At 67.0% G+C, this 21,768-nt stretch carries 18 protein-coding genes; 7 read left to right on the forward strand and 11 right to left on the reverse strand.

What is annotated here, in order from left to right; translation table 11 throughout:
- Positions 1 to 75: 75 nt before the first annotated feature.
- From dld to ACM0PB_RS00105, 6 genes are all read right to left on the reverse strand, one after another.
- Positions 76 to 1,782, reverse strand: a complete 1,707-nt coding sequence (gene dld, locus ACM0PB_RS00080) for a D-lactate dehydrogenase (protein ID WP_065185746.1) — start codon at positions 1,780 to 1,782, stop codon at positions 76 to 78.
- Entirely contained in the window at positions 1,779 to 2,918 is a 1,140-nt protein-coding gene (gene lldD / locus ACM0PB_RS00085; RefSeq protein WP_065178497.1) for an FMN-dependent L-lactate dehydrogenase LldD, read from the reverse strand. Before lldD ends, dld begins: the two co-directional genes overlap by 4 nt.
- Positions 2,919 to 2,922: 4 nt before the next feature.
- Positions 2,923 to 3,687, reverse strand: a complete 765-nt coding sequence (gene lldR, locus ACM0PB_RS00090; protein ID WP_065185747.1) for a transcriptional regulator LldR — start codon at positions 3,685 to 3,687, stop codon at positions 2,923 to 2,925.
- Positions 3,688 to 3,740: 53 nt separating this feature from the next.
- Positions 3,741 to 5,399 carry an L-lactate permease gene (gene lldP / locus ACM0PB_RS00095; RefSeq protein ID WP_053499572.1) on the reverse strand — a complete coding sequence of 553 codons (1,659 nt, stop codon included), beginning with the start codon at positions 5,397 to 5,399 and terminating at the stop codon, positions 3,741 to 3,743.
- Positions 5,400 to 5,619: 220 nt separating this feature from the next.
- Positions 5,620 to 6,072: an MgtC/SapB family protein gene (locus tag ACM0PB_RS00100; RefSeq protein WP_005413774.1), complete on the reverse strand. Its 453-nt coding sequence runs from the start codon at positions 6,070 to 6,072 to the stop codon at positions 5,620 to 5,622.
- 129 nt (positions 6,073 to 6,201) lie between these two features.
- Positions 6,202 to 6,960 carry an SDR family NAD(P)-dependent oxidoreductase gene (locus ACM0PB_RS00105; protein WP_065185748.1) on the reverse strand — a complete coding sequence of 253 codons (759 nt, stop codon included), beginning with the start codon at positions 6,958 to 6,960 and terminating at the stop codon, positions 6,202 to 6,204.
- 320 nt (positions 6,961 to 7,280) lie between these two features.
- On the opposite strand from ACM0PB_RS00105, the gene ACM0PB_RS00110 reads away from it, so the two are divergent.
- On the forward strand, positions 7,281 to 8,234 hold the full coding sequence (locus ACM0PB_RS00110) for a helix-turn-helix transcriptional regulator (RefSeq protein ID WP_414604885.1): 954 nt from the start codon (positions 7,281 to 7,283) through the stop codon (positions 8,232 to 8,234).
- A gap of 164 nt (positions 8,235 to 8,398) precedes the next feature.
- Here the strand turns inward: ACM0PB_RS00110 and ACM0PB_RS00115 are convergent, their stop codons facing one another.
- The 3 genes from ACM0PB_RS00115 to ACM0PB_RS00125 all read right to left on the reverse strand — a co-directional run bounded on the left by ACM0PB_RS00115 (position 8,399) and on the right by ACM0PB_RS00125 (position 12,276).
- A complete protein-coding gene (locus tag ACM0PB_RS00115; protein ID WP_065185749.1) occupies positions 8,399 to 10,309 on the reverse strand; it encodes a CocE/NonD family hydrolase in 1,911 nt (636 codons plus the stop codon).
- Between the two features lie 222 nt (positions 10,310 to 10,531).
- Positions 10,532 to 10,918 carry a DUF4440 domain-containing protein gene (locus tag ACM0PB_RS00120; protein ID WP_005417047.1) on the reverse strand — a complete coding sequence of 129 codons (387 nt, stop codon included), beginning with the start codon at positions 10,916 to 10,918 and terminating at the stop codon, positions 10,532 to 10,534.
- Positions 10,915 to 12,276: an MFS transporter gene (locus tag ACM0PB_RS00125; protein WP_164230361.1), complete on the reverse strand. Its 1,362-nt coding sequence runs from the start codon at positions 12,274 to 12,276 to the stop codon at positions 10,915 to 10,917. The genes ACM0PB_RS00120 and ACM0PB_RS00125 overlap by 4 nt, the downstream gene beginning before the upstream one ends.
- 106 nt (positions 12,277 to 12,382) lie before the next feature.
- Here ACM0PB_RS00125 and ACM0PB_RS00130 point away from each other — a divergent pair, with 106 nt between their 5' ends.
- Complete coding sequence (locus tag ACM0PB_RS00130) at positions 12,383 to 13,279, forward strand: LysR family transcriptional regulator (protein ID WP_065178502.1); 897 nt, start codon at positions 12,383 to 12,385, stop codon at positions 13,277 to 13,279.
- Positions 13,280 to 13,378: 99 nt separating this feature from the next.
- Here the strand turns inward: ACM0PB_RS00130 and ACM0PB_RS00135 are convergent, their stop codons facing one another.
- Entirely contained in the window at positions 13,379 to 16,174 is a 2,796-nt protein-coding gene (locus tag ACM0PB_RS00135; RefSeq protein WP_081275781.1) for a beta-glucosidase family protein, read from the reverse strand.
- A gap of 338 nt (positions 16,175 to 16,512) precedes the next feature.
- On the opposite strand from ACM0PB_RS00135, the gene ACM0PB_RS00140 reads away from it, so the two are divergent.
- Both ACM0PB_RS00140 and ACM0PB_RS00145 read left to right on the forward strand, forming a co-directional pair.
- A complete protein-coding gene (locus ACM0PB_RS00140) occupies positions 16,513 to 16,947 on the forward strand; it encodes a VOC family protein (RefSeq protein WP_005417059.1) in 435 nt (144 codons plus the stop codon).
- 304 nt (positions 16,948 to 17,251) lie between these two features.
- A complete protein-coding gene (locus ACM0PB_RS00145; RefSeq protein WP_065178503.1) occupies positions 17,252 to 17,956 on the forward strand; it encodes an AraC family transcriptional regulator in 705 nt (234 codons plus the stop codon).
- 9 nt (positions 17,957 to 17,965) lie between these two features.
- Here the strand turns inward: ACM0PB_RS00145 and ACM0PB_RS00150 are convergent, their stop codons facing one another.
- Entirely contained in the window at positions 17,966 to 18,844 is an 879-nt protein-coding gene (locus tag ACM0PB_RS00150; protein WP_231114011.1) for a sterol desaturase family protein, read from the reverse strand.
- 116 nt (positions 18,845 to 18,960) lie between these two features.
- On the opposite strand from ACM0PB_RS00150, the gene ACM0PB_RS00155 reads away from it, so the two are divergent.
- From ACM0PB_RS00155 to ACM0PB_RS00165, 3 genes are all read left to right on the forward strand, one after another.
- Positions 18,961 to 19,911, forward strand: a complete 951-nt coding sequence (locus tag ACM0PB_RS00155; RefSeq protein ID WP_176556926.1) for a LysR family transcriptional regulator — start codon at positions 18,961 to 18,963, stop codon at positions 19,909 to 19,911.
- A 92-nt stretch (positions 19,912 to 20,003) separates the two neighbouring features.
- Complete coding sequence (locus ACM0PB_RS00160) at positions 20,004 to 20,654, forward strand: DsbA family oxidoreductase (RefSeq protein WP_053499638.1); 651 nt, start codon at positions 20,004 to 20,006, stop codon at positions 20,652 to 20,654.
- 36 nt (positions 20,655 to 20,690) lie between these two features.
- Positions 20,691 to 21,698 (forward strand): cyclase family protein, encoded by a 1,008-nt coding sequence (locus ACM0PB_RS00165; protein WP_065196109.1) that lies wholly within the window; start codon positions 20,691 to 20,693, stop codon positions 21,696 to 21,698.
- Positions 21,699 to 21,768: the final 70 nt, after the last annotated feature.

Raw genomic sequence — 21,768 nt, forward strand, 5'->3', positions numbered from 1 at the left:
GTTACCCGGACGGCGGCGGACCTGCCCGGCATCGCCCTTGTAGCGTCGAGCCACGCTCGACTGCCCTGTCCGTCCTCAATGCCCACTGCAATCGCAGCTGCCCCACCCCTTCGCCTTCGACGTCTGGCCAATACCCGGGTTGAAGGTATTGCTCGGGTCCAGCTGCCGGTAGAAACCTGCCAGCGCCGGCTTGGCCGGGTACAGGTGGCCGACGTTGTGCTCGGCCGGATACTCGGCGCCACGATGGTCCAGCAGCGCCCACATCGCATGCTCGATCGCCACCGGGTCTTCGCCCTTGCGCGCGATGTAGTCCTGGTGGAACACGTGGCACAGGAAGTGACCGTAGTACAGCTTGTGCAGCAGGCGGCCGTCGATATCGGCCGGCAACTGCTCGAACCAATCCGTATCGTCGCGGCGCAATGCGATATCCAGCGCGACGATGTCCTGCACCTGCTCACGATGCACTTCACGATAGCGGACTGCCGCACCGGCCACCGCGAAGCGATGCAGGAACGCCTTGCGTCCCTCCTCGGCCGTGCAGTGGAAATAGCCGCCTTCGTGCCCGGCGAAGAACCCGCGCAACCAGGCCTCGGTTTCCGCAGCGTCCTGGGCAGAGACCTTCAGCAACAGGTGATGCTCGTAGCGTTGCCGGAACTCGCCCATGCGCTTTGGCAGGTGCGAGGGCAGCAGGCCGGTCAGCACCTGCATCACCCGGTCGGTCACCCCGCGCAGGCCCAGCCGTTCGAACCAGCCATCGACGCGGCTCTTCAATGCGAACGCTGCGGGCACACGGGAGGTACCGAGGCGATCGATCAGCAGGAAGCTGTCCTTGCCGTAGCGCTCGCCGATGTCATAGGCATCGCGGTGAATGTACTCGCCCGCGATCGGCAGGCGCTCGAAGCCGGTCAGCAGCTGGCGACGGATCGCGGTGAGGCTGTCGGTGCGATTGCTGCCGATATAGAAGACCTCGGCAGCCTCCTTCTCGAAGGTGTCCAGGCGCACCGCGAACACTGCCAGCTTGCCGGCAGATCCCGCTGCCTCGAAGTGGCGGCTGGGATCCGCATTGAAGCGTGCGGGAGTATCGGCACCGACTTTGCGTACTTCCTCGGCATAGCGTGGATCGGAAGCCGCACGGCCGTCGCCATCGCCCACGTCGGCGGCCGTGTAGTCACCGGCCTGCAGGCGCTGCAGGATCTGCTCGGGCGTATCACCCAGCGCGATGCCCAGATGGTTGACCAGCTGCAACTGGCCCTGCGCATCGACCTGCGCATACAGCGCCAGCTCGGTGTAGGCCGGGCCACGTCGCACCAGCGCGCCACCGGAGTTGTTGCAGATGCCGCCCAGCACCGAGGCACCGATGCAGGACGAGCCGATCACCGAATGCGGTTCGCGACCCAGCGGAGCCAGCGTCTGCTCCAGGCGGTCCAGCGTGGCACCGGGCAGGCACAGCACCTGGCGGCCTTCGTTCAACAACTGGATGCCGGTCAGGCGCAGCGTGTTGACCAGCACGATCGGCCGGCCATAGTCATCGCCGTCCGGGGTCGAGCCGCCGGTCAGGCCGGTGTTGGCCGCCTGCAGGATGATCGCCGCGCCGCCCTGCACCGCTGCCTGCAGCACGCGCCACAGTTCCAGCAGCGTCCCCGGGCGCACCACCGCCAGCACTGGGCCATCGCCGAAACGGTAGCCGCGGCGGAAGCGGCGCGTAGCCTTGTCGCCGGTCATTACATGGCGATTGCCGACCGCATCGCGCAACTGTGCCAGCACGGCGGCGTGGCCGCTCATGGCAGGCTGACCAGCGAGTCGCGGCCGATGTCGGCGATGCGGCGCGCACCGGTCAGGGTCATCGCCACGCGCATTTCCTTGGCGATCAGGTCCAGCAGGTTGGCCACGCCGGCCTCGCCCTGCGCGGCCAGCGCATAGATGAAGGCGCGGCCCAGCAGCACGGTATCGGCCCCCAGCGCCAACATGCGCACCACGTCCAGGCCAGTGCGGATGCCGGAATCGGCGAGGATCTTCAGGTCGCCCTGCACCGCATCGGCGATGGCCGGCAACGCACGTGCGGTGGACAGCACGCCGTCCAGCTGGCGGCCACCGTGATTGGAGACCACGATGCCATCGGCACCGAACTTCACCGCATCACGCGCGTCATCCGGGTCGAGGATGCCCTTGATCACCATCGGGCCCTTCCAGAATTCGCGGATCCACTCCAGGTCCTTCCACGAAATGGAGGGATCGAAGTTGCTGCCCAGCCAACCGATGTAATCCTCCAGCCCGGTCGGGTTGCCGCGGTAGGTGGAGATGTTGCCGAGGTCATGCGGGCGGCCGAACAGGCCCACGTCCCACGCCCAGTGCGGATGGGTGATGGCCTGGCCGATACGGCGCAGCGAGGCATTCGGGCCGCTCATGCCCGAGTGTGCATCGCGGTAGCGCGCGCCCGGCACCGGCATGTCCACGGTGAACACCAGCGTGGTCACGCCGGCGGCCTGCGCCCGCTCCAGCGCGTTGCGCATGAAGCCACGGTCACGCAGCACGTACAGCTGGAACCACATCGGCCGCTGGATGGCCGGTGCCACTTCCTCGATCGGGCACACCGACACCGTGGACAGGGTGAACGGGATGCCGCGGCTGTCGGCCGCGCGCGCCGCCTGTACCTCGCCGCGCCGCGCATACATTCCGGTCAGGCCGACCGGCGCCAGCGCCACCGGCATCGCCAGTTTTTCGCCGAACAGCTGGGTTTCCAGGCTCAGGTCGGACATGTTGCGCAGGATGCGCTGGCGCAGCGCGATGTCGGACAGGTCGGAAACGTTGCGCTTCAGCGTGTGCTCGGCATACGCGCCGCCATCGATGTAGTGGAACAGGAACGGCGGCAGCCGGCGTTCGGCAGCAGCACGGTAATCGGTGGAGGCGGAGATGATCATGGGGTCAACCGTGGGGGGAAGGCAGGCGCGAGGCCCGCGCACGCCGGGCTTCGTTGTCATCGAGGGTGCGCAGCGTGGTGTGCACGAACTCGAGGTGGGCATGCGCGGCGGCGCGCGCGCGTTCGGGGTCGCCGGCCAGCACCGCATCCATCATCTCGCGGTGCTGGTCGGACAGCGGCGAGAAGGTCTTCGCCGAGGTGTAGAGCTTTTCGCGGCTCTGCGAGATGTTGGTCTGCAGCAGTTCGAACAGCCCGCGCATCACCTGCAGCAGCACCAGGTTGTGCGAGGCCTCGGCGATGGACAGGTGGAAGGCCGCGTCGGCCTCCGCCTCGCCGGTGGGGTCGTCCTTGCCGTGCGCGTCCATCATGGTCTGGAAGGCCTGTGCGATGCGCGCGCGGTCCTCGTCGGTGGCACGCAGCGCCGCATGCCAAGCGGTGGCACCTTCCAGCGCGTGGCGGATCTCCAGCACGTCGAAGCGGTATTCCGGGTCGCCCTGGAACAGCGGCAGGTACGGCGCCAGCGGTTCATCCAGCGCCTGCCGCGCGCGTGCCGCAGGCTCGGCCACGTAGGTGCCGCCACCGACCCGTGCGGTCAACAGGCCCTGGCTGGCCAGCTGCGCGATGGCCTCGCGCAGCGCGGTGCGCGAGACCCCCAGCTGCACCGCCAGGGTGCGCTCGGCCGGCAGCCGGTCGCCCGGCCGCAGCTGTTGTTCCTGCACCAGGCCGCGCAGCTGCGCAGCCACCTTGTCCGAAATACGTTGCGTGCTCATGGCGCCATTGTGGCCCGAAGCGCGCAGCGGGTGGTCGGCCAGCCGCGCATGGCTCAGGGAATCATCCAGGTCAGCCAGTAAGCCTGGGCCAGGGTGATCAGGCCGACCATCGTGGTGAAGATCAGGCTGTGCTTGACCGTGAAGCGGAACAGATCCGACTCCTTGCCGGCCAGGCCGACCGCCGCGCAGGCAATGGCGATCGACTGCGGTGAGATCATCTTGCCGGTGACACCGCCGGTGGTGTTGGCCGCTACCAGCAGCACATCGGACACGCCGATCTGCTGTGCGGTGGTGGCCTGCAGTGCCGAGAACAAGGCATTGGACGAGGTATCCGAACCGGTCAGGAACACGCCCAGCCAGCCCAGGAACGGTGAGAAGAACGGGAACGCGTCGCCGGTATGCGCCAGTGCCAGGGCCAACGTGGCAGACAGTCCCGAGTAGTTGGCGATGAAGGCGAACGCCAGCACCATGCCAATCGAGTAGATCGGCATGCGCAGCTCACGCACGGTCTCGCCGAAGGTCTGCAGCGCCGAACGTGCAGGCATGCGCAGCACGATGATGGCAATCACCCCGGCCAGGATGATCGAGGTACCGGTAGCCGAGAACCAGTCGAACTTGTAGATGGCGTCATAGCTCAGCGGCGCATCCACGATCGGTGGCATCTTCTGCACCAGCTGGTCCAGGCCCGGCACTGGGATCTTCAGCACCCAGCCTTCCAGCGGACCGCCCGCCGCGAACAGCGACTTGAACGGCTTGATGCTCCACAGCGTGACCATCGCGGTGAGGATCAGGAACGGCGACCATGCCCTGGCGATCTGGCCGACGCTGTGGCGCGGTGCCTCCAGTGCCTGTGCGGCCGCCTCGGCGCTGGTTTCGGTGTCGAAACGGAAGATCCGCACCGGCTTCCAGCGGCGCAGGAACAGGGTCAGGCACACCAGCGACGCGAGCGACGCGGTGATGTCCGGTAGTTCCGGGCCGATGAAATTGGAGGTCAGGTACTGCGCGATGGCGAACGAACCACCCGCAACCAGCACCGCCGGCCAGGTCTCCTTGATACCGCGCCAACCATCCATGATCGCCATGATCCAGAACAACACGATGATGGTCAGGAACGGCAACTGGCGGCCGGCCATCTGGCCGATCTCGAATGCGTCCAGGCCGGTGACCTGCCCGGCCACGATGATCGGAATGCCCATCGCGCCGAACGCTACCGGCGCGGTGTTGACGATCAGGCACAGGCCGGCGGCATACAGCGGCTTGAAGCCCAGCCCGACCAGCAACGCTGCGGTGATCGCCACCGGCGCACCGAAACCGGCCGCCCCTTCCAGGAAGGCGCCAAAAGCGAAGCCGACCATCAGCATCTGCAGGCGCTGATCTTCGGTCACCGAGAGGATCGAGGCCCGGATGATGTCGAACTGCCCGGTCTTGACCGAAACTTTGTAGAGGAACACCGCACCGATGATGATCCACGCGATGGGCCACAGGCCGTAGACGAAACCGAAGCCGGCCGCGCCCAGCGCCTGGGGCACCGGCATGCGGTAGAACAACAGGGCCACGCTGAGTGCGATGGCCACGGTGATCGTGCCGGCCAGCCAGCCCTTCATGCGCAGCACTGCCAGGGCAACGAAGAAGAACGCGATCGGCAGCAGCGCGATCAGGCTCGACAACCACAGGTTGCCGGCGGGGTCGTACAGGTGTTGCCAGGGCTGCATGAAGACTCTCGACTGGAAACGGAAGGAGCCCACCGCAGGCGGTGGGTCGCCGTGGCCGTCGATCATTGGTATTACCATTAATGATCGAGATCAGACCACTTGCAGCGGATTTAACCGCCTCTCCGACGAAGAGCCTATTAGACCATAGGGCTAGCCTTCATATTGGTCCGACCATTAGAGCCATTATGGTGCCGGCCGCTGGCCGACAACTCGACCTTCCCTACGAGATCCGTTTCTCCAACCGCCGCATCACCGCCAGCACCAGCACGCACAGCACGCTGACCCCGATCGCGATCACGTACTTGCTGATCCCCACCGCAATCCCGATCGCCGCCGCCATGATCAGCGAACTGGCCGTGGTCAAGCCGCTGACCTGGTCCTCGCGTGAGCCGCGCAGAATGGTGCCAGCGGCCACGAAGCCGACACAGGCCACCACCGCTTCGATCAGGCGCACCGGATCAACCTGCAGCAGATCGCGGTAACGCTCCTGCTGGAAATGCTCGGCCACCGAGTCGCCGAGACCGACGATCAATGCCGCCGCTCCGGCAATGAGCATGTGCGTACGCAGGCCGGCGGCGTGCTTGCCCATTTCCCGCTCGACACCGAGCACACCGCCGAACAGCATCGCTGCGGCTACGCGCAGCAGGATCGAGACATCCTGGGTGAGTTCCATGGGCAGGCTCCGGGTATTTCCCCGAGCGTCGCGTGGCATGCGTGGCACAGAGGTGAAGACCACCCCACAGTGCGTTCACCCGGTAGCGCCGGGCATCGCCCGGCGACGCCGCAACCCGCGTTCAGCGCATCACTGCGCGAGGTAGCCACCATCGATGGCGTAGTACGTGCCGGTCGCGAACGAGGCATCGTCGCTGGCCAGCCAGGCTACCAATGCGGCCACTTCCTCCGGCGTACCCAGCCGCTTCAACGCGTGCCGCCCTTCCAGCGTGGCGCGCACCTTCGGGTCCATCTTCTCCAGCAGCGGTGTGCTGATGAAGCCCGGGCCGACCGCGTTGACACGAATGCCGTCGGCCGCATGCTCCCAGGCGGCGGTCTGGGTCAGCCCGACCACGCCGTGCTTGGCCGCCACGTACGCAGTGGAACCGGCATAGCCCACCTGGCCCAGGATCGAGGCCATGTTGATGATGCTGCCGCCCGTGCCGGCCGCGCGCATGGCCTGGATCTGCGCACGCTGGCACAGGAACACGCTGGTGAGGTTGACATCGATCACGCGCTGCCAGCCATCAATCGGATAGTCGCCGCTGCTGGCCGCCGGCCCGCTGATGCCGGCGTTGTTGACCGCCACGTGCAGGCCGTCGAGTTCCTTGATCGTGCGCTGCACCGCTGCCTCCACCGCCGCGTCGTCGGTGACGTCCAGCGCGATGCCGATGGCCTGTGTGCCGGTGCTGCGCAACTGCGCCACGGTGGCATCCACTGCATCCTGCTTGAGGTCCCAGACCGAGATACGGGCACCGGATGTGGCCAGTGTCTGGGCCACGGCCAGGCCGATGCCCGACACGCCGCCGGTCACGATCGCGGTCTTGCCGGTCAACTGGTAATCAATCATCTCCATTCTCCATCGGTGGGGGTATCAAAGTGGCCTGCAACAGCCAACCCACCCACCCTACGCGCACGCCCGTGATGGTCGGGCTGACATCGCATCTCCAGATCGTTCCAGCCATGAAACCTCAACCGCAGTTTATGTATGGAACTACGTACGGATATGCGTGCAAAACGCCGGCGTATGTTCTTCGGCATTTTCACTTTGGCCGTAATCGCCAATCGTTTTGACCTTATCGAAGTCAAAAGCGCGCGAATCGCGGCGACAATGGGAAACGCTTCCAGATTCTTCGACACATTCAATTCAACCTGTGTTTGCGCAGAGCGATGTCCCGATATTTCACTTTTGCTGATTACCGCCAGTTCGGCGAACGCCATGGCTACGACTACCGGATCGAAGGGAGTGAACTGCGCGACGACCAATGGGCAGGGCGTGGCGACGTCCACGAACAGTCACTGCGCGGTGGCCTGGGCCTGATCGCCTCGGACGTGCACAACCGGTTCACCTACACGGCCACCGCTGTGCACGGTGCCGGCCTGACCATCCGCCTGATGCTTCAGGGCGAAGTGGATGTCCAGTTTCCTCGTCGCAAGGGGTTCACCCTGCGCGCCGGCACAGGCATGACCACCAGCCACCATGAACCTGTGTCGATGGCCGGGCTGCATCCCGGTGGCAGCCACCTGCGCGGGGTCAGCTTGAGCGTACCGGCCGATCTGGACGTGGACATGCTGCGCCTGCCGGCACTGCAACGGGTCCTTCATTCCCCTCTGCAGTGCCGCCACTGGGCCATTCCGCATGCCTTGCTGCCGACGCTCGCCCAATTGTTCGACAGCCCCTGGCAGGACGACATCGATGCGCTGTGGCGCGAAGGCGTGGCCCTGCAGGTGTTGGCCGTCGGCCTGCAGGCCGAGGATATGCAGACCGAGCATATACGCACGCTGCGCGCCGGCCAGCGCGAGCGGCTGGAGCGAGTGCGCAGCTATCTGCATGACGACCCCAGCCATGCCCACAGCCTGATCGAACTGGCCCAGCTGGCCTGCATGAGCCCCAGCTCCTTGCGCCGCCATTTTGCCCAGCAATATGGAAGCTCGGTGTTCGACTACCTGCATGAGCAGCGCATGCGCCATGCCGAACAGGGCCTGCGCGAAAACGGATGGACCGTCGAGCAGGCTGCCGCCGCCAGCGGCTACCGCCACCCCAGCAACTTCGCCGCCGCGTTCCGCAAGCGCTTCGGCCTGGTCCCCAGCCGCTGGCGTACGGACCCCTCGAAGGTCGGCTGAAAGCCTCTGCCCGGTAGGTGTCGACCTTGGTCGATCGGCATGCCATGGCCCAGCTTTGGTAGGTGTCGACCTTGGTCGACACGCTCCTGCGCCATCGCGGATGCCGGCCAGCGACCGGCACTACCACGTGCTACCAGGCACGGCCCGGCGTCACCCTGCGGGCCTCAATACACCGGTAGATCGATGTAGCTGGCCTGCGCCGCGCTGTGCCACACGCGCTGCGTGGCCTTCTGGTAATCGCCCGGCTTGGCCAGGTAGATGTTCGGCACGTAGGTCTGCGGGTTGCGGTCGTACAACGGGAACAGGCTGGACTGCACCTGCACCATCACCCGGTGGCCCTTCTGGAACGTGTGGTTGGCGTTGGGCAGGTCAAAACGGTACGGCAGCACCTGGTTGGCGGGCAGCGGCTTCGGATCGCTGAAGCTCTCGCGGTAGCGGCCACGGAAGATCGCCAGCGACACCGGCAACTCATAGCCCCCCATTTCCGGCGTCGACGCTTCCTGGTCCGGATACACGTCGATCAGCTTCACCACCCAGTCGCTGTCGGTGCCACTGGTCGAGGCCTGCAGATGCACCACCGGCGCGCCGCCGATGCGCAGCGGCGCGGTCAGCGGTTCGGTGATGAAGGTCAGCACGTCCGGGCGACCATCGACAAAGCGCTGGTCCTTGACCAGCCAGGTGGTCCACATGTCGCGGTCACCGAAGCGCACCGGACGCGGCACGAACGGCACCGGCTTGGCCGGGTCGGACACGTATTCCTCGAAATCACCCTCGCCCGCCGCCGGTGCCTGGAACGCCAGCTTGCCGCCGGCGCGCAGGTACAGCGGCTTGCTGCTGGCGGCACACCCCTTGTCGCAGCTGCGCGGCCAACCCTTCAAGCGGTCCCAGTGGTTTTCGCCGGTGTTGTAGATCAGCACCGGTGGCGTATCGGCCTTCGGCGCGCCATCCACCAGGTACTGGTCGAAGAAGGGCTTGAGCACGTCGCGGCGGAACTGCAGCGCGGTATCGCCGTCGAACATCAGCGCACCCAGTTCGCTGCCGCTGTAGTTCACCTGGCTGTGTCGCCACGGGCCCATCACCAGGTAATTGCGGTTGTTGCCGCTATCGCGTCCTTCCATCGCCTGATAGGCGTGGTTGGCACCCCACATGTCTTCCTGGTCCCACAGGCCCTGCAGCCACATGGTCGGCACCTTCAGCGGTGTCCTTGCCATCACCGCGTCCAGCGCCTGGCCCTGCCAGAAGCCGTCATAGGCCGGATGCTCGACCAGCTTCTTCCACCAGGTCAGCTGGTCCACGCCGGTGAAGCGCGCATAGTCACCGGCCGAACCGATGCGCAGGAAGGTGCTGTAGTCGTCGTAGCCGAGGCTGGGCAGCGGCGTACCCTTGCCGCGCTTCTCGGTCTGCATGGCGAAGTAGTTGAAGTTGACCTGGCGGAACGCACCGTAATTGAGCCAGTCGTCGCCCATCCAACCATCGACCATCGGGCTCTGTGGTGCGGCCACCTTCAGTGCCGGGTGCGGGTCGGTCAGCGCCATCACCACGGTGAAGCCCTCGTACGACGAGCCGAGCATGCCGACCTTGCCATTGCTCTCCGGCACGTTCTTCACCAACCAGTCGATGGTGTCCCAGGCGTCGGTGGAATGGTCGACCTGGGTGTTGTTCAATGGCCCGCGCAGCGGCCGGGTCATCACGTAATCGCCCTCGGAGCCATGCTTGCCGCGGATATCCTGGAACACGCGGATGTAGCCGCCGTCGACAAACACCTCGTCACCCTGCGGCAACAGGTCGCGCATGCGCGGCGAATCACTGCGGCTGGCGCGACCGGCAGCATCATAGGGGGTCCGGGTCAGCAGAATCGGCGCATTGTGGGCGCCCTTGGGCACCACGATCACCGTGTACAGCCTGGTGCCATCACGCATCGGCACCATCACCACGCGCTTGTCGTAGTCGCGACCGACATCCGGGGCAACGAACGGCTTGCCGCTGATATCCGGGGTCATCGGCGGGGTATCGGCGGCCAGCACGGTGCTGGACAGGCAAAGGGCAATGGCTACAGCGACGGCACGCACACGCATGGACAACCCCTCCCGGCAGGAAAGCCCCAAGCCTACTCCTGCCTGGCGCCGTGAAGTGTGCGCAGGCTTTGCATTCTTCGGTGGATGCGGGCAGGACTGATGGCACATGTGCCTGCGGTGCCGCTGCGCTCGTCGGCGAAAGGTAGTGCCGGCCGCTGGCCGGCAACCGCGTAACGCGCCCCAGGATCATGAAGTTGCCGGCCAGCGGCCGGCACTACCCGATCAGGCTGCCGTTACTTCATGCAACGCCAGCCAACGCCAACGGCCGTCTTCCTGCCGCAGCACGGCCAGTGCTTCACGCCAGGCCATCCCACCTTCAGCAACGCCCTGCCCTTCACGGTAGCGCAGCATTGCCAACGGTGCCGGCACCGCAATGAACTGCAGGGCATCGATTTCGATACACAGGCCCGGGCGGGCACCGTGGCCGCCAGCGAACATGCCGGCCAGTGCTTCGCGGTCCAGGCGCTGCCCAGCAATACCGACCATGCTGAAGTCGGTGCAGAAATGATCCATCAGCGCATCCAGCGTACTGGCGGCTGCTTCCGCACGGAACCAGGCCTGCAGCTTGGCGATCAGATCATGGAACTCGTTCTCTGCGGTCATCGTCATTGCATTGTCTCGGGTTGGGAAAGAGAGATCGATTGCGAACGGCGCAGCAGCGCCATCGGCAGCAGCGTCATTGCAGCGGCCAAACCCAGCGCCACGCTGGTGGCGCGTGCCGGCAGCCATTGCATGGCCAATGCCAGCAGCAGTGCGATGGCGGCGGTGCCGAGGCAGAAGCTGAGCTGGCGGTTGAGGTTCCAGAGTGCACTGGCATCGCCCAACGCCTCACCTTCCACGCCATGGAAGGCCAGCGTCTGCGCGGTGCTGCTGCACAGGCTGCCGCCGGCGCCCATCAGCGCGAACAACAATCCGGCCAGCACGAAGGCCGGCTGCGGCAGCAGCGCCATCAACAACAGGCCGCCGGCCTGCAGGAGCATGCCGGCGTGCAGTACCGCAGCCGGACCGAAGCGAGCCAGCAGGCGCTTGCTGGCCATGATCGCGATGGCCGCAGCCAGCGCCCAGGGCAGCATCAGCGCGCCGATGCGTGCCGCGCTGTAACCGGCGTGGTGCAATTGCAGGGTACTGACCAGTTGGCTGCCGATGAACACACCGGGTACGGCGAGATACACCAGCATCGCCAGCCGCAGCCCGCGATGGGACAGCAACGACCAGCGCAGCAGTGGCTGCGCCTGCCGACGTGCATGCCGAAGGTGCGTCGCCGCCAGCAACAGCGCGGCCAGCAGCAACACGGCACCTGCACCGCGATGTCCCGATTCGCCCAGCCAGGTCAGCGCCAGCAGCAGCGCGCCCAGCGCCAGCATCGCGGTGGACAGGGCATAGGCCTGCAGGCGCGGCGCACTGCGCGCGCAGTCGGCCGGCATCCAGGCCAGCACCAGACCGATGGCCACCACCGCCAATGGCAGGCTGGCCCAGAGCACGCCGCGCCAGGACAGCCACTGCACCAGCAGCCCGCCCAGTGCCGGTGCCAGGGCCGGCACCAGAAGCGCCACCAGCAGGATGCGACGGGTCAGCGCGCCACGTTGCCCGGCCGTGCATTGCCGGTACGCCGCGGCTTGCGCCACGGGAATCAGCAGACCGCCGGCCAACCCCTGCAGCAGGCGCCATCCGAGCAGCCAGCCGATCCCCGATGCGGAACCTGCCAGCGCAGCGGCAACCGCGAACAACAGCAACGCCACCAGCAGCAAGCGACGCTCGCCACAGCGCGCGGCCAGCCACGGCGCCAGCGGAATCACCACGCTCAGGCCCAGCATGTACGCCGTGCCGACCCAGGCCAGGGTGCTGACGTCGGCGTGCAGCTCCGCTGCCAATGCCGGATAGGCCACCGTGGCGATGAACATGTTGACCAGATCCAGGGCGAATACCAGCAGGAAAATCGCCTCATGGCGCAGGCGGGGGGACGGCATCGGCGGCGCTCCAACAGAGAAGCCATCAGCATGCCGCCCGGGGGGTTGTTGGAAAAACACGACAGCACCTGCGACACTGTCAAAACTGTTTTGACAATGAATCGCCGTGGTCAGCCTCGATCGCTTCGATATTTTCCGTGCCGTGGTCGAAGCCGGCAGCCTGACCGCTGCGGCCGATCGGCTCGGCCTCAGCCGCGCGGTGGTCAGCTTCAACCTGAAGCGGCTGGAGCAGGAGCTGGGCGTGACCCTGCTGTTGCGCAGCACCCGCCACTTGGCCCTGACCGAGGCCGGCGAGCAGTTCCTGCAACATTGCGTGCAGGCATTGGATGCTGCGCAGGCGGCGATCGATGCCGCGCGCCGCGACCAGCACCAGCTGCAGGGCGTGCTGCGCCTGACCACCACACCGGAGTACGCCCAGCTACGCCTGATTCCCGCGTTGGAGGCGTTCCGCGCGCAGCACCCGGCCCTGCAGCTGCACCTATCAACTTCTCCAGCGCCAGCGGACCTCATTCCCGAACGCTTCGACCTGGCGATCCGCCTCGGCCGCCTGCCGGATTCGGGCCTTCACGCCAGTGAATTGGAGCGCCACCCACTGTGCGCGGTGGCCGCTCCCTCGCTGCTGGCGCGTCTGCCCTCTGCCGAGGCTGCCGATGACCCGGCACAGCTGGGCACCCTGCCCCGCCTGGGCTATCCGCGCCTGGCCGATGTGCCGGTGATCGCGCCTGATGGCAGCGGCGCCCTGTTTGCCACCAACCCGGGCAACGCGGTGGTACGCGTGGATGGTGCCAGCAGCCTGCGCGCGTTCGCCCTGGCCGGCGCCGGGGTCACCGTGCTGCCACGCTGGCTGATCGAGGACGACCTGGCCCAGGACCGGCTGCGCCCGGTGCTGCGCCAGCACCGCTTCCCGCAGCAGAGTGTCTACGCGGTCTACCCGCACAGCACGCAGCCCTCACCGAAGGTACGGCAGCTGATTGATTTCCTGCGCGACCGGTTCGCCACATAAAAAGGGGACGGAGGGGATTAAGTCGTTTATGCATAAACGACTTAATCCCCTCCGTCCCCTTTTTCAGACACGGCCCTGTGCGGGCCGTGTCGTCAGGCATCAGCGCAGCACCTGCTCCACCAGCTGCACGTCCACGGTCTGCAGCGGCTCGGCGGCATTGCGCGCCAGCTGCACCTGGTAGGTGCCACCGTCGATCTTCCACTGGCGCGCCTGTGCATCGTAGTGGGCCAGGGTCTTCGGCTCGGCTTCGATGCGGATGCGGCGCTGTTCGCCCGGCTGCAGGTTCACCTTGTCGTAGCCGATCAGGCGGATCGGCGTGGTGCTGCCTGCCGGCAGCTTCAGGTACAGCTGGGCCACATCGGCGCCGGCGCGCTTGCCGGTATTGCGGATATCGACGCTGGCGACCAGGCGCGAGCCTTCCACGCTCACCTTCAGGTTGTCATAGGCGAACGAGGTGTAGGACAGGCCATGACCAAAGGCGAAGGTCGGGGTCAGGCCCTTGACCGCCATCCACTTGTAGCCGACGTTGGCGCCTTCGATATCGAAATCGAACACATCACCGAACGGCTTGGCCGGCTTGAAGCCGAGGCCATCGATATGCGGGCGCGGCAGCTGCGATTCGTCCGTCACCCAGGTCACCGGCAGGCGGCCCGACGGATTGACTTGACCGGTCAGCAGCGCGGCGATGCCTTCGCCGCCGCGGATGCCCGGGTACCAGGCCTGCAGCATCGCTGGCACCTGCCCCAGCCAAGGGGTGCGCACCGGGCCGTTGGTTTCCAGCACCAGCACGGTCTTCGGGTTTGCCGCGGCCACCGCCGAGATCAGTGCGTCCTGGTTGTCCGGCAGCTGCATGTCCGGCAGGTCCACCGATTCGGCGGCCCACTGCGTGGCAAACACAATGGCCACATCGGCCTGCGCGGCGGCCCTGGCCGCAGCGGCGGCATTGGTCCCGTCCACATACTCGATGGTTGCGTCAGGGCGCGCCGCACGCAGCGATTCCAGCGGCGAGGACGGGTGGAAGATCACCGGGCCCGGCCAGGTGGTCGGCAGTACGCCCGGCACCGCGTTGGTGCCCTTGGCGGTCACGCCCACCATCGACGAACCACCGCCACCGATCACGCCCTTGTCGGCGTGGCCACCGATGATGACAATGCGCTTCACGCTGTCGGCCAGCGGCAGCAGGTTGCCTTCATTGCGCAGCAGCACGCTGCCCTCTTCCACCGTGCGCTGGGCCACGGCGAAGCCGGCCTCGGCATCCACCTTCTGGTGCTGCGGCGGGTTGTCGAAGTTGCCGTGCAGGAACATCGTGCGCAGGATGCGCGTGACCATGTCATTCAGGCGCGCCTGCGGCACCACGCCGCCATGCACGGCCAGACGCAGCGGTTCGTCGAAGAACACCGCTGCGTCGAACACTTCACCGGCCGACTGCTGGTCCAGGCCGGCCAGCGCCGCCTTCGAACCGCTGTGCACGCCGCCCCAGTCGGACATCACGAAACCGGGGAACTTCCATTCCTGCTTCAGCACCTGGTTCATCAGGTAGCCGTTCTCGCAGCCGTAGGTGCCGTTGATCTTGTTGTACGAGCACATCGCCACGCCCGGGCGGCCGGCTTCCAGCGCGATCTCGAACGCCAGCAGGTCCGACTCGTGCATGGCCTGCTCGCCGATGCGCACGTCGTGGAAGTTGCGGCGGGTCTCCATGTCGTTCAGCGCGAAGTGCTTCATCGAGGAGATCACGTGCTGGCTCTGCACGCCCTGGATCAGCGCGCCGACCATCGAACCGGCCAGCAGCGGATCTTCACCGGCATATTCGAAGTTGCGGCCGTTGCGTGGATCGCGCTGCAGGTTGACGCTGCCCGACAGCAGGATGTTGAAGCGCTGCTGCCATGCCTCGCGGCCCATGGTCGCGCCACCGGCGAAAGCCACTTCGCGGTTCCAGCTGGACGCGGTGGATGGGCCCGATGGCATCGCCGTGGCGAAATCACCCGGGCGGATGCCGCCCGGATTGGTCACGCCGACACCGGCATCGGCCGACTGCTGCGACGGAATGCCCAGCCGCGCCACGCCCGGCACGAAACCGGCCGAACCGACCGCGCCTTCCGGCAGTGGGCCACCATCCTTGCCCAGCCCGAAGTAGCTGTGCAGCATCTGGAACTTCTCATCCTCGGTCATCGCCTTCAGCAGCAGCGCGGCGCGCGCATCGGCGTTGAGGGTGGTGTCCATCCACGGCCTGTCGCCATGCGTGTCGGCGGCATAGGCCAGTGTCAGCAGGGTGGCGCGCAAGGCGCTGCCTTCCACCTTGAACGGCGCGCTGCTGGCGGCCTGGAAACCATCGCTGAAATAGCTGGCATCGGCTTCCAGCGCCACACGCGCCGGATCGAAGCCGGCGGCCTTGGCCGATTCACCGGCCACCGCGCCGAGCAGCACCGCCGGTGCACCCAGCCGCGAACGGGTGACCAGCGCTGGCAGCTGCGCGGCACCTGCACCGGCATCGGTATAGACCGCCACGGTGTGGCGGCCATCGTCCAGGCGCAGGTAGTTCAGGCCCGGCTGGTCCGGGCCGGATTCAGCGGCGATCGGCAGCCGGGTCAGTACGGCCTGGCCGCGCTGGGTCTGGCCATCATCCCTGCCCGCGGCAATGAAGCGGTATTCGTAACCCAGTCCGTCGGCCAGCACCTGCAGCGGATCGACCTGGCCGATGCCGCGCTGCACCTGGCGCACGCTCACCGCGTCCACCTGCAGGGTCTTCAGCTGGGCGGCCAGGGCCGGCATCGCCTCGGCGGTCGGGGCCTGTTCCAGGGTCAGCACGGTGAACGCGGCAGGGTCGGCCCAGGCCGGAGCGGCCAGTGCAGCGGACAGGGCCAGGGACAGTACAAGCTGCTTTGTAAACGTTTTCATCGACGGGCGTAATTCCGTTGCCAAGGCAATCGGTCCAGGGAAAGTGCCGCCGAAGGGTGCAGCGTTCATGCCGCGCAGGGGTTGCCAGGCAACCTCCCGCAGGCCGAAGGACGGGCCGGTCTGCGCGCGGGACCCTCCTCCCGCCGTGACAACCTGCCTGCCCGGGCCGCGCAGGGCGACCCAATCCTGTGAAGATTGTGCGAGGGCGTTCACACCTGTCAACAGGACCTAAGTCACAGGGGCGATCCCAGCCTGCAGTTATCAGGCCATCACCGGCGGTCATCAGCGCGCCGTGCGAGGCTGCCGATAATGAAGGTCCCTGGCCACGAACCGAGCCCATGACCGTCCACCGCGACTTCGACCATCTCTGGCGCGACCGCTGCGATACCTCCAGCCAGCGCGCACCGCGCGTGCTGATCCGGGTGTTCGTGGCCCCCGGTGAGCTGGAACGCAGCGTGTCCTTCTACGAGCAGCTGCAGGGCGTGGTGGCCGATGCGGGCTTTCCGTTTCCGGAGGCCGGGCTGCGCCTGGCCATGGTCGGTGCGTTCCTGTTGATCGAGGGCAGCGAGGCGGCGCTGGCGCCGTTCACCTCGACCACGGGGACACTGCTGGTCGATGACGTTCGGCCTTATCACGACAAACTGGTTGCCGCCGGCGCCGAGATCATCTTCCCGTTGCAGGTGGTCCCGACCGGGGCGGCGTTCAATGCGGTGCATCCCGATGGCACGGTGGTCGAGTACGTGCATCACCGGCCGGATCCGCAGGGGCGGTGAGGGGGCGAACGGCCAGGCTGCGCCCGGCCCCCGCGGTAGTGCCGGCCGCTGGCCGGCAACCTCAGAAGCAACAGCCGAAGCAAAAGCGGGCTTCCTGTGGGATGGCGGGGTGGGTCCGGTTGCGGGGGACGCCGTGAATCCGTCCCTGGAGGCTCGGTCGCGCCATCCATGGCGCTCACGCCCCCGCAACCGGACCCACCCCGCCTTCGACAGTTCGTCGCAATCTGCAGTAGATCCACGCCATGCGTGGATGCTCTTCGATCAATCGTCGAATTACTCGATTTCGATGGAGATTCATCCACGCATGGTGTGGATCTACAATCCCTCCATGCCCTCCCCCGCCCTGCCCTGGAATGGCACGCTGCTGCTGGATGCTCACGTGGCCGTGTTGCAGGGGCGTGCCGGTGACAGCGATGTACACGCGCACTATGCCCATCAGCTGCTGTTGAGCGAAGCCACTCCCTGGCACGTCGAGATCGACGGTGTGCGCCAGCAGGGCCAACGGCTGTGGGTGCCGTCGTTCCGGCCGCACGCGATCCTGTCGGCACCGGACGCGGGCTGCACGGTGTTCCTTGAGCCGGCGCATGCCGACCTCGAACAGATCCAGCAGCACCTGCACTCGCTGCCCGGCACTGCGGCCGGGCTGCACCGCTGGCTGCCACGGCTGAGCCGCGCGCAGCCACTGGACCGGCGGGTAGAGGCGGCGCTGGCCCGCATCAGCCACTACCTGCCTGGCCCGGTGCCGGCTGCCGACATCGCCGGAGCCGCGCACCTGTCGACCAGCCAGCTGCACCGGCGTTTCCAGTCCGACCTGGCGGTGACCCTGCGCGGCTGGGTGCTGTGGCAGCGTTTGCGTACCGCGCTCGCGCACCACCTGCAGGGGCACAGTCTGACCGCCAGCGCGCATGCCGCCGGCTTCGCCGACCTGGCCCATCTCTCGCGCAGCCTGCGCCGCATGTTCGGCATCGGTGCCGCACAGCTGCAGGGCCTGCAGTTGCGCGCGACCTGACACGGCCGATCACCCACGCCTGCGCAGGCCTTCGGGCAGCTCCGGCACCTCGCCATGCGGCAGTTCACGAAACGGCGCCAGCAGCTGCCCCGCGTAATCGCGTGGATAGTCAGGTTGGCTGCCGATGCCGAGGTCGCGTTGCTGCAGTCGATAGCCCGGCGCATCGAAGGCGGTCCCCAGCAGGTGATCCCAGACGGTCAGGAACAGGCCGAAGTTCACGTCACCGGCGGTGCCGTAACGTATGTGATGGAAGCGATGCAGCGGTGCCCACGCCATCACCCGGCCCAGCACACCCGGGCGCATGTCCACGTTGGAGTGCTGCAGCAGCAGCTGGATGGCGATGGCAAACGCCAGCACCGCCGCCACCGGCATCGGCAGGCCCAACAGCAGCAGCGGCAGCACGCCGCCCACCGCTTCGGCGGCCTGGTGCAGTGGGTGTTTCATCAGCCCGTTGAAGCCATACATGCGGGTCACGCTGTGATGCACGGCATGCAGGCGCCATAGCCAGCCGATGCGATGGCTGGCGTAGTGCACCAGGGTGATGCCGAGATCGGCAGCGATGATCGCCACCAGTAGCTGCAGTGCGAACGGCCACTGCAGCGGCCACAACTGCCACGGAATGATCGCCGCCAGCAGCGGCACCGCCGCGATCGACAACAGGTTCAGGCCTTCGTTGACCAGCGCGTGCAGGGCGTCACGCACACGGTCGCCGTGGTCACGGTTGAACGCAGGGTCATACGGCCAGGCGCGCTCGGCGACGAACGAAACCGCAATGGCGATCGCCAGCAGGGCCAGCAGCCACAACGGATCGCCATGGCAGTGGCCCACCCAGACGACGGCAGTGGCGACGAATCCAAGCAGGAACAGCGGGGCATACAGGCGGAGCATCCAGTGCTTCATGGGCAACCCGGGAAGTGAGGGGCCTGCATGCTGGCGTGGCGTGTGGGTTGCTGGCTTGAACAAACGGCGCAACCCTGCGGGCACCACGCTTCCCACATCCACGCATGGCGTGGATCTACAATGACGCTCTCATCGCGCCCGGGACCGGCATGGACTCCTTCAACCTGATGCGCGCCTTCCGCCGCATCGTCGAACGCGGCGGGCTCGCTCGTGCCGCCGAAGACCTGGGCATGTCGCCGGCCGGCCTGAGCAAGCAGTTGCGCACGCTGGAAACGCATCTGGGCGTGGTGCTGCTGCAGCGGACCACGCGGCGCATGAGCCTGACCGAAACCGGCCACGCCTATTACCGCGAATGCTGCCGCCTGCTCGACGAGCTGGAAGCGCTGGAACGCGGCATCGCCGAACAGCGCGGCGAGGTGGCCGGGCGCCTGCGCGTGAACGCGCCGCAGTCATTCGCACTGAGCACGCTGTCGCCGCTGCTGCCGCGCTTCCTGCAGCAGCATCCACAGTTGTCGCTGGACCTGGTGATGGAAGATCGCCTGCTCGATGCAGTCGGTGAGGGTTTCGATGTGTCGCTGCGGCTGCGTGCCGAGCTGGATGATTCACGCTTGGTGGCACGCCGGCTGGCCTCGCTGCAGCAGGTGCTGTGCGCGGCGCCCTCCTACCTGCGGCAGCATCCGGCACCGCAGGCAGTAGGGGATCTGCAGGCCCATAGCGTGCTGGCCTACAGCCTGTCCGACTCACCGGGCAGTTGGCCGCTGCTCGGTCCGGATGGCCAGGTGACGATCACCCTTCCGGCACGCGTGACCGTCAACAACAGCCTGCTGCTGCGTGACCTGCTGGTGGCGGGCATGGGCATCGGCGCCCTGCCTTCGTTCCTGGCCGCGCCGGCATTGGCGCGGGGCGAACTGCAGCAGGTGCTGCCCGACCACCGCTATCCGCCGCGCTTCGTGCATGCGGTCTACCCCACCTCGCGCCACCTGCAGCCCAAGGTGCGTGCCTTCATCGACTTCCTGCACGCCGAGCTGCCCGGCTGCGCCGGCCTGGATTCGTAACTGCCAGCGAAAACTGAGCTGTCCGCAGCGTGCTGTTTCGGCCACGCCGCGCTGCCTACTCTGCCGCCTCTCCTCTCACCGATGGCAGGCAGATGTCTCCCGTTCCTTCCCCCGCCACCGCAGCGCCGGTGGTCGATTTCTTCCACGACGTGGTCTGCGGCTGGTGCTTCGTGCTGGCCCCGCGCCTGCAGCAGGTCTCCGCCGAACTCGGCATCCAGGTGCGCCACCGCAGCTTCGTGCTGCAGGACTCGCGCGCGCAGATGGTCGAGGTGTTCGGCTCGATGGCGCGCGCCAAGGCGATCATCCTGCGCCACTGGACCGACTGCGCCGCGCATGAAGACATCGCGCGCATCGATATCGAAGGCATGCGCGCACAGGACTTCGAGTATCCGTCCGGCTGGCTCGGCGCACTGGCCTGCCAGACCGCAGGGCTGATCGGTGGCAATGATGCCCATGGCGCGATGTTCGACGCGGTGCAATGGGCGCACCTGCACCAGCACCGCAACATCGGCGATGCCGAAGTGCTGCTGGATATTGCCGAATCGCTGGGCCATCCACGTGGCGCCTTCGCTGACCACATGCGCAGCGACGCGGTGCGCCAGCGCGTGCAGGCCGATCGCGCCGAAGCTGCCGCGCTCGGCATCCGCTCCATCCCCACCGTGATCGGCGGCAACGGCCTGCGCCTGCAGACCCTGCCGCTCCCACACCTGCGCCAGGCCCTGGCGCCCCTGGTCGCGGCCTGAGCCGCCCCCTCCCCCACCCTGCAAGGAGATTTCCCCATGACCCCACGTACCCTGTCCACCGCGCTGGCCCTGCTGCTGGCCGCCACCGCCGCGTCCACCACCGTGTCCGCGCACGAACGCGTTCCCTCCGGCCAGCAGGTCGGCACCAGCCCGTGGGGGCCGAAGGACGAGATCGGCCGCCTCAACCTGATCACCGAAGCCTCGCGTGCGGCGATCCTGTCGCGGGTCAGCGGCGGCAAGGCCTATGACCTGGCCACCGACTACTACGTCGGCATGCCCAGCTGGCAGGATGCCGGCGACCCGCACTACCAGTTCTGGATGACCCACACCCCGCGCGGCACAGTGATGGACGATCCGATGGGCGTGGGCGAGGCCATGAACCTCACCCGCAGCTACACCGGCACCGCGTTCTCGATGTACAGCCACACCGGCACCCACATCGATGCGCTGAACCACTTCGGCATCCACGGGAAGATCTGGAACGGCTTCGAGGCCGACAAGCACCTCGGCGACCGCGGCTGGAATGTCACCGGCATCGAGAAATTCCCGCCGCTGATCGCGCGTGGCGTGCTGATCGACGTGGCCGGCGCCAAGGGCGTGGACATGCTGCCGGACAGCTACCGCGTCACCCGCCAGGACCTGAAGGATGCGCTGGCACGCCAGAAGGTGAAACTGCAGCAGGGTGACGTGGTGCTGATCCGCACCGGCCGCATGCGCCTGTTCGAGCAGCCCAGGGCCTACATGGCCAACCCGCCGGGCATGGGCCTGGACGCGGCACGCTTCCTGGTCGAGGACGGCGGCGCGATGATCGTCGGCGCCGACAACCTCAGCTTCGAGACCTTCCCTTCGGAGGTGTCCGACGACTACGTGCCGCTGCACACCTACCTGCTGGCTCAGCAGGGTGCGCCGATCATCGAGCTGGTGGCGCTGGACGAACTGGCCCGCGACAAGGTCTACGAATTCGCCTTCATCGGCGGCCCGCTGAAGATCCGCGGTGGCGATGCCGCGCCGCTGCGCCCGGTGGCGCTGCCGGTGCGCCCGTAACCAGGGGCATCCCCGGGTAGCAACGGGCCATGCCGGGTGGGGGGCGCCCGTTGGGGGCCCCGCGCGTTAA

The sequence above is a fragment of the Stenotrophomonas sp. AR029 genome (assembly GCF_047520695.2).
Lineage (GTDB): Bacteria > Pseudomonadota > Gammaproteobacteria > Xanthomonadales > Xanthomonadaceae > Stenotrophomonas > Stenotrophomonas sepilia.